Source organism: Streptomyces sp. NPDC060049 (assembly GCF_042736715.1).
Lineage (GTDB): Bacteria > Actinomycetota > Actinomycetes > Streptomycetales > Streptomycetaceae > Streptomyces.
Genome location: NZ_JBHWVV010000005.1, coordinates 482922 through 500329 on the forward strand (window position 1 = coordinate 482922; position 17408 = coordinate 500329).

Here is a 17408-nt window from a genome sequence, read left to right on the forward strand (position 1 = left end):
TGGACCTCGTGGCTCAGGGCGTCTCCTTCGCGTCTGGCCGGCGCTCCGCGCGGAGTGTGCTCTCGACCGCGTCGGCCAGGTAGGTGACGCGGTCGTGATCGTGCAGGCCGCGGGTGACGTAGGCGAGCGAGTAGTCGTGGGCGGGCGAATGCCAGGCGCAGCTGCCCCCGATGCCTCCCATGCCGATGTCGCCGCTTTCGTCGATCTGGAATCCGAGGGACCAGCGGACGTGATCGCGCAGGAAGCCGTCGGTGCCGGAGGCGGCGGTGTTGAAGAGTTCGGACCGCAGTTCCGCGCCCAGGAGCCGTGCGATGTGACCGTCGGGTCGGCTGAGGTCGTCGTAGAGGCTCGCGAGTGAGGTGGCGTCGGTGATGAGGCCGACCGCGCCGAACGGAGTCACGTGCCATGACGGGCTGTGCAGGGTCTCGGTATCGAGGAGGCCGGCGGGGCGCAGCAGAGCGGCGCGGCCCACTTCGTGTGCGAGGTAGGGGTCGGTCCATACGGTGCCCATGGGTTCGGGCACGGCGACCAGGGGGAGTTCGTGCGGGTGGACGCCGAATCTGAGGCGTGCGCCGAGTACGCGGGACAGGGCTTCCGTGCGTTCGCGGACCGAGGGGGCGCCGGCCGCGGCGAGGACTCCGTCGACGAGGTGGCCGTAGGTGGAGGCGTGCTCCGCGATGTCCTGGCCCGGCACGGTCAGCGGTTCCATGGTTTCGAGGTCGTGCACGAGTGCGGCGTGGTCGCGGGGGTCGAGTCCGGCCGCGGCGGGTGAGAAGGTGTGCTTGCCGGAACGGTGGCTGAGGATCATGCGCAGGGTCGTGGGATGGTCAGGTACGTCGCGGTAGGCGGGCCAGCGTGCGGTGACGGGGTCGTCGAGCCCGATGTAGCCGTCGGCTACGGCCCGGAGGGCGGCAAGCGCGACCAGCGGCTTTCCGGTGGAGAAGACCTGGACGAGGGTGTCCGCGCTCCAGGGAACCAGTTGTCCGGGATCGGCGCTGCCGCCGTGCACGACGAGGGAGGGCGTCCCGTGGCGCCAGAGCGCCAGTGAGCCGCCGGGCTCGCGGCGCGTGTCGATGAGTTCCTGGAAGCGCGCGATGACCGCCTCCCAGTCCCGGCTGGAGTGTTCGACGCGCACGGCTGCGGGCATGGTGTGTCCTTCGTCTGTGAGGACGGCACAGGCCGTCAAAGATCTGCGCGCCCGTCCCGGCAAGGGCACGAGCGTCCTCAGGATGTGCCCGAGCGACACCGTAGATCAACGACTGCGGCGAGGCGCCGGCCGGGTGGCCGGCGGTGGCCGCACGCGTCCTCGGAGCCATGACGGCTGGTCATCGCCCGCTTCGCGGAGCGGCGTTGTCAGTGGTGGCGGCTAGGTTCGGGGGTGTTGCAAGGGCCGCTTCCCGACAGGAGGACGATGACCGAGAGCAGTGTTCAGCCCACGCTGAGGGTGGTGCTGACAGACGTGAACGAGCGCGTGGTGGAGGCGTGGCGGGCGGCGTTCGCGGACACCCCCGGCATCGAGATCCGCAGGGGCTCGATCCTCGACGAGGACGTCGACGCCTGGGTCACCCCGACGAACTCCCGCGGCCGGATGGACGGCGGGGTCGACGCCGTCATCAAGCGTCACCTCGGACCCGGCATCCAGCTCCGTGTGCAGCGCGCGATCCGGGACCGGTTCGCCGGTCCCCTGCCGGTGGGCAGCGCGGTCTGCGTCGCGTCGGGGGCGGGCGTCCCCCGGTACCTGATATCGACGCCGACCATGGTGCGGTCCTCGCAGAACGTGAGTGCCACGCTGAACGTGGCGCTGGCCTGCGCCGCCGCCTTCCAGGCCGTCCACCGGCAGAACCGGCAGGCGCCGGGCAGCATCCGCTCCGTGGCTCTCGTCGGGATGGGTGCGCAGACCGGTCGGGTCCCGGCCCGGGTGTGCGCCAACCTGATGTGGACCGGCTACACCCTCTTCCACGACCACTGGTTCGAGGACGACGCCGAGTTGCGCGCCACGATCACCGCGCAGCTCAACGGCATCGAGGACGCCCCCGTCGAGGAGCGGGTACGCATAGTGCCGCCGAAGGCCGCTGAGCCCGCCCCGGCCGGCCCTCCCGCCGGCCCTCCGGTCGACCACGTCCATCCCTCGACCGCGACGACCGAAAGCCCCTCCCCCATGACTGACGCGATCAACGGCGCGACGCCCGCCCAGCCCGACGCGAGCGACCCCCTGGCTCTCTCCGAACTCTTCACCGGCGGCGGTGAGCCCTGGCTGCCGCTCCTGAAGCCCGTCATCGAGGCGCAGCCGGACGCCGCCCGGTTCATCGGCAAGGGCCGCGGCCCCGAGGTCGTCCCGGTCCGTGAGCTGACCTTCCAGGCTCTCAAGCCCCACCCGCCGCACAAGTGGAAGGTCGTCGCGTTCGGCCAGAACCCCTACCCGCGGCCGGAGAGCGCGACCGGCATAGCCATGTTCGACAACGCCTTCAACGACTGGAAGGACAGCCAGTTCGGCAGGGTCGTCAGCATCCGCTGCATCATCAAGGCGGCGGCGATGTGGAAGTACGGCATAGCCAAGAAGACACCCGTCGCCGACGTCCGCGCGCTGCTCGAGGAGCAGGACACGGTCCAGCCGCCGGAGTGGTTCCAGGCGATGCTCACGCAGGGCGTGCTGCTGCTGAACGCCTCGCTCACCGCCGGCGGCGACGGAGCGATGGGGACCGACCGGCACACCGCCTTCTGGCGGCCCGTCGCGGAACGGATCGTGGAGGAGATCCTCAAGGCCAAGCAGGACGCCCAGGAGGACGACCGCGGGGTCGTGTTCGCCTGGTGGGGGGCGCACGCGCGCAACCTGAAGAGGGTCGTCCTGCGGCTCCAGGAGAAGTACCCGGACGTCGAGGTCCGGCACATCGACCACGCGAACCCGGCAGCACAGGGCGACATCTTCTGCGACGGCGACCACTTCGCCATGGTGAACGACGCCCTCGCGTCACTGGGCAGCGACGGGATCGACTGGCTGCCGAGCAAGGGATGGAACGAGGGAGCGGTCGGCGCGGGCAGTACGGACGGAGCTGTCGCGGCACGCATGGGCGACTTCATCCAGTCGACCATGAACCTGCACCAGCTGTACCTGGAGCGGCTCACCAGCGTCAAGGACGAGGGCCTGGTCCTCCCCTCGATCACCGGCGTGTTCGATACCCCGCTGATGGACTTCCAGGATGCCGTCGCACCGGTCACCCAGGCGCTGTCCGGACTCGCCGGCCACATCGACCGCTCACACGAATTCGGCAAGCGGCGGGCGGACGAGACGTCCGGCAGCCTGTCCGCCGACGCCATCGCCGCGCTCTACCTCTACACCTGCGAGTCCGCCTTCTACCGCGAGATCAACGCCGTCCTCCGCTCCCCGGACCGCACCAGGGTCACGCCGTACCTGCCGTACCTGCGGCTGCTGTTCTCGGCGGTCTCGGGGCTGCCCGCGCACACGCGGCCGCTGTGGCGCGGTGTGTCTCTGGACCTGCGGGCGCAGTACCCGATGGGTCGGACGGTGACCTGGTGGGGCGTCTCCTCGTGCACCTCCGAGCTGAGCGTGGCCCGGTCCTTCCTCGGCAACCGTGGCAAGCGGACGCTCTTCGAGGTGACGGCCGCCCAGGCGGTCGGCATCAAGAGCTTCTCCGCCTTCACCGGGGAGGAGGAGTACATCCTCACTCCGGGCACGCAGCTGAAGGTGACGGACGTGAAGAGCGAGCGCGGCGGGCTGTGCACGGTGAAGCTGACCGAGGTGGACGCCGCTCCTTTGGTGTCCTGACCCGTTCGGCAGGGACACGAGCGGGCCCCGGCGCCGTAACCGGACCGGTCCGGCCCATGTCAGGGGGTGTCGGAGGTCCAGCCGGGGTCGCGCCCGCTCAGCCCGGCTGCCCGGTCCAGCAGCGGGGCGTCGTCCGGTACGGGAACGACGGGCCCGAAAATGCCGTTCCCGCGGTCGCCCTCCTCAGCCGCGGCCAGGAGGAATGCGTGCGAGGCGCGCAGCGCGGCCTGGTCGGGTTCGTACACCTGGCCGGTGGCCCGGGCCAGATCCCAGCCGTGCACCACCAGTTCGTCGGCGGCCACCAAACCCGCGACGTCGCCCGGAAGGTCCACTCCGCCCGCACGGGTCATGCCGGTCCATGCGGCCGGATCCGTCCAGGCTTCACCCAGTTCGCCGAGGACGCGGGGCAGGTCCTCGCGCCAGCCGTCGGGCAGGGACGGCACGGCGGCGTCGGGGGCCGTGTCCGTCGTGCGGCCCAGGTCCTTGCGGGCGGCGTCGCGGAAAGCGACGGCGAGGCCGGCGAGGTGGCCCAGCAGGTTGCTGACGGCGTAGTCGGGGCAGGGCGTCCGGTCGGCGAGCCGGGCATCCGGGACACCCGACACGAGACGGGCCACGATCCGGGCTTGCGGTGCGAGATCGAAAGTCGGCGTACCGGTCATCAGCTGCTCCTCCGAGACGATGGATCTGAAAGGTAGACCGGCGGCGGAGCCCGTACTCATCGCGACATGTTTGCCCGGCTCCATCTGGAGGCATCTCTAAAATTAGAAGACTCTCTAAGTTTCAGGGAGAGGAGTGCACGTGCGGACAGCCAACGGGGGGTTGCGCGAGCAGCACAAGGCCCGGAGACGGGCGCGGATCCTCGACGCCACGCGCGAGCTCCTTCGGGAGGGTCCGGAGTCCGCGATCAGTACCGAGCGGATCGCCGAACGCGCGGAGGTCTCCCCGGCCACCGTGTACAACCTGATCGGACCGCGCGAAAAGATCTGGGAAGCGCTCGCCGACGGCTTCATGGACGAACTCGAGGGCCGCTTGGCGACGCTGGGAGACGGTGGCCCCCGGGAGGTCGTCAGATCGACGGTCCTGCTCTTCGTCGGCGATCCGGTCGTGTCCCGTCGCATGGTGCGCGGCTGGGAGGAGAGCGGCCTCGTACTCGACCGCGGTCCGCTCGTCCGGCTCCGCCAGGCGATGGCCGACGCACGCACACGAGGCCTCCTGCGCGCCGACGTCGAGACCGATGCCCTGGCCGCCGTGGTCAGCGCCTCGTGCGTGGGCGCGCTGCATCAGTGGGTCGCCGAACTGATCGATGACGACCGGTTCCTCTCACGTGCCCTCTTCGCACTGGACGTCGCCCTCGCCGCAGCGGCCGCGGATGCCTACCGCGACCAGCTGCTGGCCCCGCTGCGAACCCGGGGCGCGGCATGACGGCCGACGCACTGCCACGGCCCCGGATCTTCGTGGGCCACGGCGGGATCCGGCTCGCGGCGGACGTGTGGGGCGAGTCGTCCTCTCCCCCGCTCGTCCTGCTGCACGGCGGCGGGCAGACACGGCACGCCTGGGACCGGACCGCCCCTCGGCTGGCCGCGCTGGGGTGGCGGGTCATCGCCCCCGACCTGCGGGGGCACGGCACCAGCGCATGGTCGGCCGATGGGGAGTACGCCCTCGAACTGTTCGCCGAAGACGTCCGGGCGATCGTCGCCGAGCTCGGCGGCCGACCGGCGCTCATCGGTGCCTCGCTCGGAGGCCTGGGTTCGCTGCTCGCCGCAGGAGAGGCCCCGGCGGCGGCGATCCGCGCCCTGGTGCTCGTCGACGTCGCCCACAGGCCGGATCCCCGGGGGTTTCGCCGGATCGTCGCGTTCATGCGCGGCCATCCGGACGGCTTCGCCGACCTCGGGGAGGCGGCCGCGGCGGTGGCCGCCCACCTGCCGCACCGCCCGCGTCCGTCCGACCCCGAGGGGATGCGGCCCAACCTGCGGCGCCACGGCGACCGCTGGGTGTGGCACTGGGATCCCCGGATGCTGGACGGCTTCCAGGGCCGGATGGACCCGCCGGGCATGGCGGAGCGTCTCCTCGACGCCGCGCGCCGCGCCGACGTGCCGATCCTGCTCGTCCGCGGCGGGATCAGCGACGTGGTGCGCGAAGACGTGGCCGAGCAGTTCTGCGACGGTGTTCCCCGGGCACGACGCGTCGATGTGGCCGGCGCGGGGCACATGGTGGCCGGAGATGGCAACGAGCACTTCCTCGATGCGATCGTCCCGTTCCTGGGAGGGGTCGAGTGAGCGAACCTGCGCACCGCCGGACGGGACCGGGGGCGGTTCGTACGATGAGAAGATGGCGGAGCAGCGCCGCAGGCGGGACCGGTCCCGCAACCCCTTCGAAGGCCCGGGCGCCGGCTGAGGGCTCCATCGTGACGGGACTGGCTCCCCCGGGTTGAGGCCGACCGGTTGCAGCCGGCGAACTCCTGGGCGGCCTTCCTACCGGCTGACGGTCGCCGGCGGCGGGGTCCAGCGGCTGTTGGGCGGGATGGTGCTGCTGACGCCGAAGTCGTTCTTGAGCTGCTCGGGGATGGCGTAGTGCATGACGCGGCCTCGGGTGAGGGAGGACAGTTCCAGGCTGGTGGTCAGGTGTCCGATGCGGTCCAGGGCCCAGGCCGCCAGGGGTGAGTGGTCCTCGATGGTTTCGAGCACTCCCAGCAGGGTGGGGGCGGCCTTGACGACGGTGTCCCAGGGGGTCCGGGGGACCTGCAGCCAGTCGGCGCAGGTGTCTCCGATCAGGTAGCGGATCAGGGCGGAGACGATCGGGTCGAAGAAGGTGCCGGGCACGACTTCTTCGTAGAGGTCGATGAGCCGGCGGGTGAGCTGGGCGCCCTCCTCGCTGGGGCCCATGTGGCGGGTCATGTACAGGTCGGAGAACTCGCGGGCTCCCCGCAGGTCCTTCGGGGCGTGGTCCTGGTCGATGCCGAGCATGGCGCCGACCACCCGCCAGGCGTAGTAGTAGGCGTCGGCGCCTTCGGTGCTCATGTGGATGCCGAGGCGGTGCAGAGCGTCCAGCACCTGGAGGGAGAACATCATCTGCCCGCCGATCATGTCCTCCTGACAGATCGGCGTACCCAAGGCGGCGGTGTCCCAGCGGTTCTCGCGCTTGAGGTGGTGGCGGATGGAGGCGTGCAGCAGGCGGACCTTCTGGGCGGCGGGGATGAAGCGACTGCCGGCCTCGAAGGCGTCGGGCTGCATGAGGTAGACGGTGAACTGGCCCGTCTCGGCCATCCGCTTGGACGGGTATTTCAGCGAGTGGGTGGCCGACAGGAGCTTGGCCACGTGCGGCACGACGTAGCAGGCGGGCATCGAAGCGAACGACAGCGCGGTGGAGATGTGCACGTTGTTGTCGATGAAGAACAGCCGGGCCTTCTCCATCTCCCCCCAGTCCACCCAGGCGGGCGGCGTGCCGGTCTCGTGCAGGTACTCCCGGGCCACCTCCGGCAGCCCCTCGGGAAGGTCCTGCCCGACGGTGGAGACGTACCGCATGAGCGTGTTGAACTTGCCGACCTCGCCTCCTTCGAACAGTGCCGCCACGGTCGCGTCGGCGAGTTCGTCCCCGTGGGTGCGCAGGGCGTTCATGGACGCTTGGGTGTAGGTCATCGTGGTACTCCCGGTGGGGGGTCAGTGCGTGCGGGTGGCCGAGAGCGTCGCCAGGGCCGACAGCGCGCGGCGCGCTTCGGGGGGCAGGTCTGCGTCGGCCAGGGCGTCGTGCGCGTCACGCAGACGGACGGTGATCATGTCTTCGACGCGGGCGACGGCTCCGGTGCGGTGAGCGATCTCCCGGGCCCGTTCCACCTGCTGCTCGCTGACGTTCGCCTGCCCGAGCAGGCGGTGCAGCTCGCCGCGTTCCGCCTGGGTGGCGGACGCGAAGGCGTGGGCCATCAGAGCGGTGGGCCGGTTCCCGGCCAGGTCGTCGGCCGCATCCTTGCCGGTCTGCGCGGGATCGCCGAACAGGCCCAGCAGGTCGTCGCGCAGCTGGAACGCTTCGCCCAGCGGCAGGCCGTAGTGGCTGTACGTCCGCAACAGCCGCGGTGGGGCGCCGGCGAGGAGGCCGCCGATCCGCAGGGGGTGTTCGACGGTGTATTTGGCGGTCTTGTAGCGGATCACCTTCACCGATGCGTCCGGGTCCGGCGCGGAGCCGGTGCGCAAGACCTCCAGGCACTCACCGGCCACCAGTTCGCGGGCCAGAACCGCCCACATGGGCCGCGCCTTGTTCAGGAAAGCGCCCGGCAGGCCGGAGGTGGTGAACAGCTGCCCGGCCATCGACATCAGCAGGTCACCCACCAGCATGGCCAGGGCCCGTGCGCCCGCCTTGGGCCGCGCGTGATCGGTGAGGACCTCGCGCAGGGCGATGTGCCCGGTGGGTCGGCCGTGCCGGGTACGACTGTGGTCGATGAGGTCGTCGTGGACTATGGCGGCGGCGTGGACGAGCTCGATCGCGCCGGCGGCCCGTACCAGCGCCTCGCTGTCGGGCTGGCCGGCCCCGCGCCAGCCCCAGTAGCAGAACGCCGCCCGGAGGCGCTTGCCGTGCACGGTCGCGGCATGCAGCTGCTCCGCGACCGGTGCCAGACAGACGTCGATGTCGGCCAGCGCCTGTGCCTCCGCCGTGACGAATTCACTGAGGACCTGGTCGACGCGTTCCTTCAGTAGGGCGTGCAGGGCCTGCTCTTCTCGTTCATTCACCGCCGCCCTCCGGCTGGGTGCGGGCCGTGACGGTGCGGGCCAGGACCTCCATGTGAGCCGGCGCCGTGGGCGCGTGCCGGTCGAGGAACAGACGGCCGCGTGCCTTGGTCTCCTCCTGGCCGTCGGCCAGAACCTCGCCCAGGTCGGCGCGGCGCAGCAGACCGCTCACGCCGCCCACCGCGCTGCTCAGCCCGCTGAACGCCAGATCGGCGAGCCCGGCCACCAGGGCCACCGCGTCCTCGGTCAGTCCCGGCTTGCGGCCGTCATGGTGTGTCACAGCATGTCTCCTGCACGGCAAGGCCCGCCCCGGCTCCGGCCGGGCGGCGCGGAGCGGCGCGCGGCGTTGATTCGGTACGACGCGGTTCGAGTCTGGCCACCGAACACACCGCGGGCAGCCCGGATGCACCATCGAGTGATCTTTCGCCAAAGATGCCCAGGTCCAGCAGACGGAACCTGGTACAGAGCCCAGATCTGACAACGCGCTTCCACGCCCGCCGCGAGACTCTTCGATCTCGTCGTCGGTACGTCGACCGGCGGCATCATCGGCATCGGGCTGGCAGCAGGGCTGAGCGCGCGGGTGGGATGCGCCGCCGCAGGGAGGCGACCGCGGCCGCTGTGGCCATCGCTGTTCGACGCCGATTACCTCACTGTCGAACACGCGAAAATCTATGGCGGCTGGAGTAGACATTGGATCGTGGCGTGGTTATGGTTTCTCTCGTAACGCAGAGAGACCGCAGGGCCTGGCAGACACGAACTGCCGGGCGAGCAGTACGCGCAGCGCAGTTCGCAGGACGGTGCGGTGGTGAGTGTCGAAGCCAGGGTTGTTGCAGGACGGCGACGGGACTGGCGACCGGACCGGGTGGCCCGCAGTGATCAGGGGCCGCCGTGAGCAGTACCTCGGTGAAGGCGTCGGCTGCGGGCGCGCGCACCGGGAAGTCCGGCAGTGGGGTTCCAAGTCAGAGCAGACGCACGATGGGCGACGGGGCTGGCTGCCGGAAGCGTGGCGCCGACACGGGCCACGGAGCAGTACACGCGGTTCGCAGTGTCAGTGGTTCCCCAGCAGTACGCAGTCCCCCCACTGCGGAAGCAGTTGATTCACCGAGGGAAGAACGGAGGAGCCCCGCGCCATCAGGATCGCCCGGACGGAAGCTGTGAGTCCGGGTACCGCAGGACATCGATAGTGAGGTGGTCTCCGGTCGAGCAACCGCGATCCCCGCGCCCCCGACAGCTCGTGAGTCGGGACCGCGGACACAGAAGGCCGGCGCAGTACCAGGGTCGGCAGATGGTGTAGCAAGTTCCTTCGGGGCCTTGGTGCCGTACGGCACCAAGGCCCCTCCACGCGTCTCCGCAGAGAGGCGCAGAAGACAGCCACCTGAGACGAGAAACGGCCTAGCCGGCCTGCTTCACGCAGGTCTGATCCTTCGTGGGTAGTTTGCCGGTGGCCAGGTACCTGTTGACCTCGTCGTCCACGCAGGTGTTGCCGTAGCGCCCGAAGAGGGCGTGCCGGTTGGCGCCCTCAAGGGTGAGCATCCTGGAGCTCGGCAGCAGGTCGTGCAGTGCGACGCTGCCCTCGTATGTGGTGCGCGGGTCGCCGGTGGCGGCCACGATCAGCGCCGAGACGTCTCGGCGTATCCGGGTGGGCTCTTCGCGCGGCCGGTCCCAGAAAGCACAGGGGCCGATGTTGTTGGCCAGCGGTCCGAACAGGGGGTGCGCGGCCCGGCTGCGCTCTATGTCTCTCCAGTAGAGCTGGGGATCGCGCGGGGCGGCCACGTCCCCGCAGATGATCGCGAGCTGCACGCCCGAGGGCTCGGGCCCACCGCGCACCATGTATCGGAGCGTCGCGGCGAACGTCGGCGACAGGGTGGTCGGTGGTGCTCCCCGCGCGGCCATGTGCAGTACGGACAGCATCTCGCCGAGGAACGCCCGGCTCGGATCGGTGTCGTCCGCGACGCCCGTGAAGAGGAGGACCGGCACGTGACTGTCGTCGATCCGGAAGGCGTCGGCGCCGACTCCGACGGTGAGCGGGCTGCGCGCGGACGCCGCGACAACGCGGTCGACGGTGGCGAGCACCTCGGCGCGGGTGCGGCCGAGGCCGTAGGTGTCGTGGCGCTCCGCCGCCCAGGCGGCCCAGTCGGAGAGCGCCTTCTCGTTCGCGCGTTCGGAACCCTTCAGCAGTCGGGGGCGGTAGGCGCCCGGGCCGATCGCCCCGTCGAGCACCACCCGGTCGTAGCGGCCGGGGAACATCTGCGTGTAGACCATGCCCAGGTAAGTGCCGTACGAGTAGCCCAGGTAGGAGATCTTCCGTTCGCCGAGCGCGCCCCGGATGACGTCCATGTCGCGGGCCGTGTTGCGGGTGCTGATGTGCGGGAGCACCGAGGCGCCGGCGGCACGGCACTTGTCGGCCAGACTCTTCTGCAGGCTGACCTGGCGGTCGAAGCCCGCCCGGCTCGTTCCGGCCGAGAACCAGGCGACGCCGACGGGCCAGCCGCAGTCCAGTGGGGTGCTGCGGCCGACGAAGCGCGGATCGAAGCCGATGATGTCGTAGCGCGCGCCGATGTCCTTCATCGCCTTGCGGACGTCCGGCGGTGACGAGACCGAAGGCCCGCCCGGCCCGCCGTTGTTCAGCAGGATCGAGCCGATGCGGTGGCGGGTGTCGGTGGCCTTGAGCCGGGACACCGCCACGGTGATCGTGCGCCCTGCCGGGTCGGCGTAGTCCAGCGGCACGGTGAGGTCCGCGCACTGCACACCGGCCTGGTCCAGATCACGGCCCGCCGTGTCGACGGGGCCCTCGGCGCAGCTGCCCCAGCCGAGGTGCTGCCGGTAGTACCGGTCGAGCCCGGTCCCGGAGCCGGCCACGGCCGGGACATCGGCGGCGGCTGCCAGGGCGGGGGAAGTGGTGAGGCAGGCTGCGAGGACGAGGCTCACGGCGGAGGCGCGGCGCGCGGCGGAGCTGAGGGTGTTCACGAGTCTCCTCGGGCTGCTGGGTACGGTCGGCGACGCACAAGGCGGTGCCCAAGGCCGAGGCCCAGGCTGCGCCCAAGGCGTCGCGCGAGTCGGTTCCGGCAAGGGCGGTGCGGGGGCCTGGTCGAGGGCGAGGGCGACGCCGCGGCCGCCCTGCGCGCGCGGCCCCCGTCCGGCGCTCGTGCCGGAGCCGCGGGGGGAGTTCACCGGGCCGACGGCATCCCGCCCGTCGACTGCTTCGTGTGATCGCATGCCCCGAGGCTAGGAAGCCGACATGGTCCGGCACATCGCCTCCGTGGACGAGGCCCCTGGTCCCACCCGCCTCTCCGCCCGGGACCGACGACCCGGTCGGGCCTCCTCCTCCGGGAGGAGGCCCGCGCCGTCGGCAGTCGTCTCGACCTGGGCGGTGCGCCCGCCCCCAGCCCCTCCCGTACTGCGTCGACGGAAGCGCCGACGACCCCGACCGGGACGGCTGGGGCTGGGAGAACAACCGGTCCTGCGTCGTCCGCGGCAGCTCCGCGGATCGCTGACGCCCCCCGGCCGCGCCGACCAGGTGCTCTCCCGCGCGGTCGAGGCGGGAGAGCACTTCGGTCGGTACGTCGCGGAGCGGGGGAACCCGCCGAGTACCGGGGGCCACCCGTCAGGCCGCGAACGCGGCTGCGCGCACGGAGTGCGTCACGCCGATGGCCGGGGCGCCGGGTCGCGCCCGGAGGCTTGGCCGGGCGGCGCCGGTGGGCGGTAAGGTCGATCACCCGCGACGACCAGCACAGGACAGGAGTGGCGTGTGAAGCGGCCGACCATGGCGGACATCGCGCTACGCGCCGGCGTGTCCAAGGTGGCGGTCTCGTACGCGCTGAACGATCTGCCCGGAGTCTCCGACGCGACCCGCGCGGCGATCAAGGGCATCGCCGAGGAGCTGGGGTGGCGCCCCAGCAGTGCCGCGCGGGCTCTGACCGGCGGCCGGGCTCAGGCCGTCGGTCTCACCGTGCGCCGCCCTGCCCGGACGTTGGGCGTGGAGCCCTTCTTCATGGAGTTCATCAGCGGGGTGGAGAGTGTCCTCTCGGAGCACTCGTACGCGCTGATGCTGCAGATGGTCGCTACTCAGGACAGCGAGATCGAGCTGTGCCGCCGGTGGTGGGGCGAACGGAGGGTCGACGGGGTCTTCCTGATCGACCTGCAGGCCCAGGACGCGCGCCTGGCCGCGGTCGAGTCCCTCGGCCTCCCGGCGGTGGTCGTCGGGCCGCCTTCGGCGTCCGGCTCGCTGCCCGCGATCTGGTCGGACGACGGAGAGAGCGTCCACGAGATCGTCCGCTATCTCGCGGCCCTGGGCCATGGCCGCATCGCCCGGGTCGCGGGCCCGGCGGACCTCGCCCACACGATGATCCGTGACGAGGCGTTGAGCGACGCCTGCCGGCAGGCCGGGGTTCCCGAGGCCACCGTGGTCCACACCGACTACACGGGGGACGCGGGGGCTCGTGCCGCCCGCTCGCTCCTCATCGCCCCGCAACGGCCGACGGCCATCGTCTTCGACAACAACATCATGGCGGTGGCCGCTCTTTCCGTGGCGCAGGAGCTGGGGCTCTCCATCCCCGCGGACCTGTCGATCGTCGCCTGGGACGAGTCTGCGCTGACCCAGGTGGTCCGGCCCGTGCTGTCGGCTCTCACCCGGGACATCCCGGCGTACGGGGCGCGGGCGGCGACCGCGCTGCTGTCCCTCATCGCGGGCGAGGAGGTCGACGACATCCGAGAGGGATACGCTCGCCTCGTTCCCCGCGGCAGCACCTGCCCGCCGCCGGCCGAGTAGGCGCGGACCGCTCCGCCGGCCGCCCTCCCCCTCGGATGCCGGACGTCACGCTACTCGGTGGCTCCCTGGGCGAAGCCGTTGTATATCCAGCGCTGGAGGAGCAGAAAGATGATCAGCGTCGGCAGGATGACGAGGATCGCTCCGGCGGAGATGGCTTCCCAGTGCGCCCCGAAGGGCCCCTTGAAGCGGAAGAGCGCGGGGGAGATCGTCCCGAGGTCCTCGGAGTGCATGTGGAGGAAGGGGACAACGAGGAGGCTAGTTTGTCGCCTCGTATACGCATCCCGCCCCTTGCCAGGCGAATTGGAGCCGCACATCATGAAGGACGTCACCCAGCTGGCCGAGGGCTGGAGCCTGCGCCACGAGGACGCGCTGCTTCCGGCCGGCGTCCCCGGCTGCGTCCACACCGATCTGCTCGACGCGGGGGTCATTCCCGACCCCTTCATCGGCCACAACGAGACGGAAGTCGCCTGGGTGGGCCGGCAGGCGTGGTCCTACGTCACGGAACTCCCCCTCCACCGCGGGCACGAGCGCGCCGAGCTCGTCTTCGAGGGCCTGGACACCGCCGCCGAGGTGATCCTCGACGGCGAGAGCCTCGGTACGACGCGCAATATGCACCGCACCCACCGCTTCGACGTCACCGGGCGGGCCGGTCGGCTGGAGGTCCGGTTCACCTCTGCCTACGGTGAGGCGGACCGCGTCCGCGCCCTCACCGGTGAGCGCCCGAACGTGTACCCGGAGCCCTTCCAGTACATCCGCAAGATGGCCTGCGCCTTCGGCTGGGACTGGGGGCCGACCGTCGTGACAGCCGGTATGTGGCGTCCCGTCCGTCTGGAGCGCTGGTCGACCGCACGGCTCGACTCGGTGCGCCCGCTGGTCACCGTCGAGGGGACGAGCGGCAGCGTCGAACTGCGGGTCAAGGTCGCGCGTACCGCCGACGGCGCGGGCCGCACGCTGGTCCTGCGCGCCGCCACCGCGGGCGCGACGGCCGAGGTCTCCTTCGAAGGGGACGAGGCCGTGCTGCGTCTGGAGGTCCCCGAGCCGCAGTTGTGGTGGCCTCGCGGCTACGGCGACCCGGCCTTGTACGGGCTCGACGTCGTCCTGCTGGACGGGGAGGGCCGCCCGCTGGACAGCTGGGAGCGCCGTATCGGCTTCCGGACGGTCGAGGTCGACCGCGCCGCGGACGAACACGGCACGGGCTTCGCCTTCGTCGTCAACGGCGTGCGGATCTTCGCGCGCGGAGTCAACTGGATCCCCGACGACGTACTGCCGTCCCGCATGACACCCGAGCGCTACCGGACCCGGCTGGCCCAGGCGGCCGCCGCCAACATCGACCTGGTGCGCGTATGGGGCGGCGGCATCTACGAGGACGACTCCTTCTACGACGCCTGTGACGAGCTCGGCCTCATGGTCTGGCAGGACTTCCTCTTCGCCTGCGCCGCCTACCCGGAGGAACAGCCGCTGCGGGGCGAGGTCGAGGCGGAGGCGCGTGACAACGTTGTCCGCCTGATGCCGCATCCCAGTCTCGTCCTGTGGAACGGAAACAACGAGAATCTCTGGGGCTTCCGCGACTGGGCCTGGGAGGGGCCCCTCGCCGGTGACTCATGGGGGGAGGGCTACTACCTCGGCACTCTGCCGCGGATCGTCGCGGAGCTGGATCCGACCCGTCCGTACACGGCGGGCAGCCCGTGGTCCGGTTCGTGGGACCACCATCCCAACGACCCGCGCCACGGAACCCACCACGCGTGGGAGGTGTGGAACCGGCAGGACTACGCCGAGTACCGGGCGAGTGTGCCGCGCTTCGTCGCCGAGTTCGGCTGGCAGGCCCCGCCCGCCCTCGCGACGCTGCGGCGGGCCCTGCCCGGTGAGGAGCTCGCCCCCGACTCGCCCGGCATGCTGCACCACCAGAAGGCCGAGGACGGCAACGGCAAGCTGAACCGGGGCATCGCCCGCCACTTCCCGCTTCCCGAGGGCGACTTCGACCGCTGGCACTACCTCGCCCAGGTGGTCCAGGCCCGAGCCGTCGCCGCGGGGATCGAGCACTGGCGGGCGAACTGGCCGGTGTGCACCGGCACGGTGGTCTGGCAGTTGAACGACTGCTGGCCGGTGAGTTCCTGGGCTGCCATCGACGGTGACGGACGCGTCAAGCCCCTCTACCACGAACTGCGCCGGGTCTACGCGGACCGGCTGCTGAGCCTGGTGCCCGGCGAGGACGGCCCGTCACTCGTGGTCGACAACCAGTCCGGCGTCACCTGGCGCACGGCGGTCACCGTGCGCCGGATCGCCGCGGACGGGCGCGTCCTGCGGGAGGCCGTCCTCGAAGTCGAGGCCGCCCCGCGGTCGGTGGCCAAGCCCGCCCTTCCGGACGGGTTGGCGCCGACGTCGGGATCGCGCGAAGAGTTCCTCGTCGCGGACGCCGACGGTCTTCGCGCGGTCCACTTCCCGGTCGCGGACAAGGAGTTCGCCTATCCGGCGGCCGAGTACGACATCCGGGTCGAGGCCTCCGCCGACGACGGCGCGGTGACCGTGGTGGTCACGGCCCTGACCTTGGTACGGGACCTCCTCCTGCAGCCCGACCGCCTGGCCCCCGGGGCGCGCGCGGACCGCGGTCTGCTCACCCTGCTCCCCGGCGAGGAGGCGCGGATCCGGGTCACGGGCTGGGCGGGCGCCGACGGGGCCGCCGTACGGAGCGCCGTGTTCAGCGTGGAACCGGTGTGAACCTTCCGCCCGCCGCGTCACCATCAACGACGTCCTCGTCGCGGCCAGGACCGCGTACCCCGGCCGCGAGCGGCGGGCCACCGAGACCGAGGATCACGCTCGGCGTGCGCCCACAGCAGCGTGTCGAAGATCCCGAGGGAACTCCTCAGCGGGGTACGGGCGGTGAGAGCCCGCCGGGCCTACCTGTCTCCGCGGGTCGCCGACCGGGGCATCGCGGGACTGCGCGCCCACCGGGCGGCACATCCCCGGCGCTCCCTGCAGCGGCTCACGGAGCGGGAGCGCGAGGTGCTGGCGGGACTCGGGGCGGGGCTGTCCAACGCGGAGCTCGCGGGCCGGCTCCACCTGGTCGAGAGGACAGTGAGGGCACACGTCAGCGCAGTACTCGCGAAGTCGGGCGCCCGCGACCGGGTGGAGGCGGCCATCGCGGCGGACGAGGCCGGCCTGGTCGCACCGCGCCCCGCTGACCGGGTGCCAGGGGTGCGCCGAGCGCCGGCACGCCTCGCCGGGCGGCGCCCGGGGCATCTGCCGGTGGTGCTACGGCGCGCGCCCGCCGGTCTGCGGCCACGTCACGTGCCGGCCCCGGCCCCGGGCCCGGCCCCGGCCCCGGGCCCGGCCCCGGGCCGGGGCCGGGAGAACGCTCGGGAGGCGGTCAACGCGTCGACGAGCTGGGCGAACTCGGTACGTTGCCGGTCGGTCAGGGTCGCGTAGAGCGGCGCCTGCATCTCGTCGGTCAGTTGCTCGGCACGCTGCCGTCGGGGCACCTGGGCCGCGGCAACGGCACGTGGCTCCTGCCAGCCGTAGTGGGTTGCCTGCTCGACCCCGAGATTGATGACCATGGCCGCTTGGGCGCTCAGCCCACACAGGCGCACCGCCGCCAGATGGCACGCGCCACGGTGTTCGCGCAGCACGTGTACGCGCTGCATGGCCGCGCCGACCGGGTCGTTGCCGGCGTTGGGCTGCGCGCGCCAGCCGGCGAACAGGGGCAGTGCGTCGGCGTCGGCGGCGTCGATCAGCTGCTGCGCCAGGTGGTTGAAGTGCTCCACGTCGACGTCGCCGGGGATGTGGGCACGACCCCACGTCCGCACGGCCCCCGCGTAGCAGGCGGCGGCTTCCTCCGCCGGCATCACGGACCGTCCCGCCAGCCAGCCCGCGGTGACGAGGTGGGGGCCGAGGAAACCCTGTACCGCTTGGACCACCGACGCGGGTGCCTCGCCGAGCACCCCGAACCGTCCGCGGCAGTAGAAGCCGCGCCCGGGGGCGAACCCCGCGGTCAGACCCGTATGGGCGGTCGCCTCGTCGGACATGAACTCGTCACCGAAGTCGTGGAGGGGCCGGGCCACCGCAGAGATGCAGTCGAAGATTTCCATGTACCGAAAGGTCGCCCCACCCGACCCGACAGGTCAAGGAGATGATTCCTGAGGGAACC

The 17408-nt window shown here is 71.5% G+C and carries 13 protein-coding genes and 2 pseudogenes; 7 read left to right on the top strand and 8 right to left on the bottom strand.

Annotation, left to right across the window (positions count from 1 at the left end; genetic code table 11):
- Window positions 1-13 precede the first annotated feature (13 nt).
- Window positions 14-1147, bottom strand: a complete 1134-nt coding sequence (locus ACFWBY_RS12410) for a serine hydrolase domain-containing protein (RefSeq protein ID WP_385342051.1) — start codon at window positions 1145-1147, stop codon at window positions 14-16.
- A gap of 264 nt (window positions 1148-1411) precedes the next feature.
- On the opposite strand from ACFWBY_RS12410, the gene ACFWBY_RS12415 reads away from it, so the two are divergent.
- Window positions 1412-3784, top strand: coding sequence for an ADP-ribosyltransferase domain-containing protein (locus ACFWBY_RS12415; RefSeq protein WP_385342049.1), 2373 nt, complete (start codon window positions 1412-1414; stop codon window positions 3782-3784).
- 59 nt (window positions 3785-3843) lie between these two features.
- Here the strand turns inward: ACFWBY_RS12415 and ACFWBY_RS12420 are convergent, their stop codons facing one another.
- Window positions 3844-4443: a TIGR03086 family metal-binding protein gene (locus ACFWBY_RS12420; protein ID WP_385342047.1), complete on the bottom strand. Its 600-nt coding sequence runs from the start codon at window positions 4441-4443 to the stop codon at window positions 3844-3846.
- A gap of 139 nt (window positions 4444-4582) precedes the next feature.
- On the opposite strand from ACFWBY_RS12420, the gene ACFWBY_RS12425 reads away from it, so the two are divergent.
- Window positions 4583-5206, top strand: a complete 624-nt coding sequence (locus ACFWBY_RS12425) for a TetR/AcrR family transcriptional regulator (RefSeq protein ID WP_385342045.1) — start codon at window positions 4583-4585, stop codon at window positions 5204-5206.
- A complete protein-coding gene (locus ACFWBY_RS12430; protein WP_385342043.1) occupies window positions 5203-6060 on the top strand; it encodes an alpha/beta fold hydrolase in 858 nt (285 codons plus the stop codon). The genes ACFWBY_RS12425 and ACFWBY_RS12430 overlap by 4 nt, the downstream gene beginning before the upstream one ends.
- A gap of 195 nt (window positions 6061-6255) precedes the next feature.
- On the opposite strand, the gene ACFWBY_RS12435 is transcribed toward ACFWBY_RS12430, so the two are convergent.
- From ACFWBY_RS12435 to ACFWBY_RS12450, 4 genes are all read right to left on the bottom strand, one after another.
- Window positions 6256-7419, bottom strand: coding sequence for an oxygenase MpaB family protein (locus ACFWBY_RS12435; protein ID WP_385342041.1), 1164 nt, complete (start codon window positions 7417-7419; stop codon window positions 6256-6258).
- A gap of 21 nt (window positions 7420-7440) precedes the next feature.
- On the bottom strand, window positions 7441-8502 hold the full coding sequence (locus tag ACFWBY_RS12440; protein WP_385342039.1) for a polyprenyl synthetase family protein: 1062 nt from the start codon (window positions 8500-8502) through the stop codon (window positions 7441-7443).
- Window positions 8495-8779: a polyprenyl synthetase gene (locus ACFWBY_RS12445; RefSeq protein WP_385342037.1), complete on the bottom strand. Its 285-nt coding sequence runs from the start codon at window positions 8777-8779 to the stop codon at window positions 8495-8497. The genes ACFWBY_RS12440 and ACFWBY_RS12445 overlap by 8 nt, the downstream gene beginning before the upstream one ends.
- 1112 nt (window positions 8780-9891) lie before the next feature.
- Window positions 9892-11466 carry an alpha/beta hydrolase gene (locus ACFWBY_RS12450; RefSeq protein WP_385342035.1) on the bottom strand — a complete coding sequence of 525 codons (1575 nt, stop codon included), beginning with the start codon at window positions 11464-11466 and terminating at the stop codon, window positions 9892-9894.
- A gap of 239 nt (window positions 11467-11705) precedes the next feature.
- On the opposite strand from ACFWBY_RS12450, the gene ACFWBY_RS12455 reads away from it, so the two are divergent.
- Together ACFWBY_RS12455 and ACFWBY_RS12460 are read left to right on the top strand one after the other, a co-directional pair.
- Window positions 11706-11993: a carbohydrate-binding domain-containing protein gene (locus ACFWBY_RS12455; protein WP_385409655.1), complete on the top strand. Its 288-nt coding sequence runs from the start codon at window positions 11706-11708 to the stop codon at window positions 11991-11993.
- Window positions 11994-12247: 254 nt separating this feature from the next.
- Entirely contained in the window at window positions 12248-13267 is a 1020-nt protein-coding gene (locus ACFWBY_RS12460) for a LacI family DNA-binding transcriptional regulator (RefSeq protein WP_385342031.1), read from the top strand.
- 50 nt (window positions 13268-13317) lie between these two features.
- Here ACFWBY_RS12460 and ACFWBY_RS12465 read toward each other — a convergent pair.
- A pseudogene (locus ACFWBY_RS12465) lies at window positions 13318-13512 on the bottom strand (carbohydrate ABC transporter permease); the annotation flags it as partial.
- 70 nt (window positions 13513-13582) lie between these two features.
- On the opposite strand from ACFWBY_RS12465, the gene ACFWBY_RS12470 reads away from it, so the two are divergent.
- A complete protein-coding gene (locus tag ACFWBY_RS12470; protein WP_385342030.1) occupies window positions 13583-15982 on the top strand; it encodes a glycoside hydrolase family 2 protein in 2400 nt (799 codons plus the stop codon).
- 132 nt (window positions 15983-16114) lie between these two features.
- Window positions 16115-16435 (top strand): annotated as a pseudogene (locus tag ACFWBY_RS12475) (response regulator transcription factor); the annotation flags it as partial.
- A 113-nt stretch (window positions 16436-16548) separates the two neighbouring features.
- On the opposite strand, the gene ACFWBY_RS12480 reads toward ACFWBY_RS12475, so the two are convergent.
- Entirely contained in the window at window positions 16549-17349 is an 801-nt protein-coding gene (locus ACFWBY_RS12480; RefSeq protein ID WP_385409656.1) for a hypothetical protein, read from the bottom strand.
- Window positions 17350-17408: the final 59 nt, after the last annotated feature.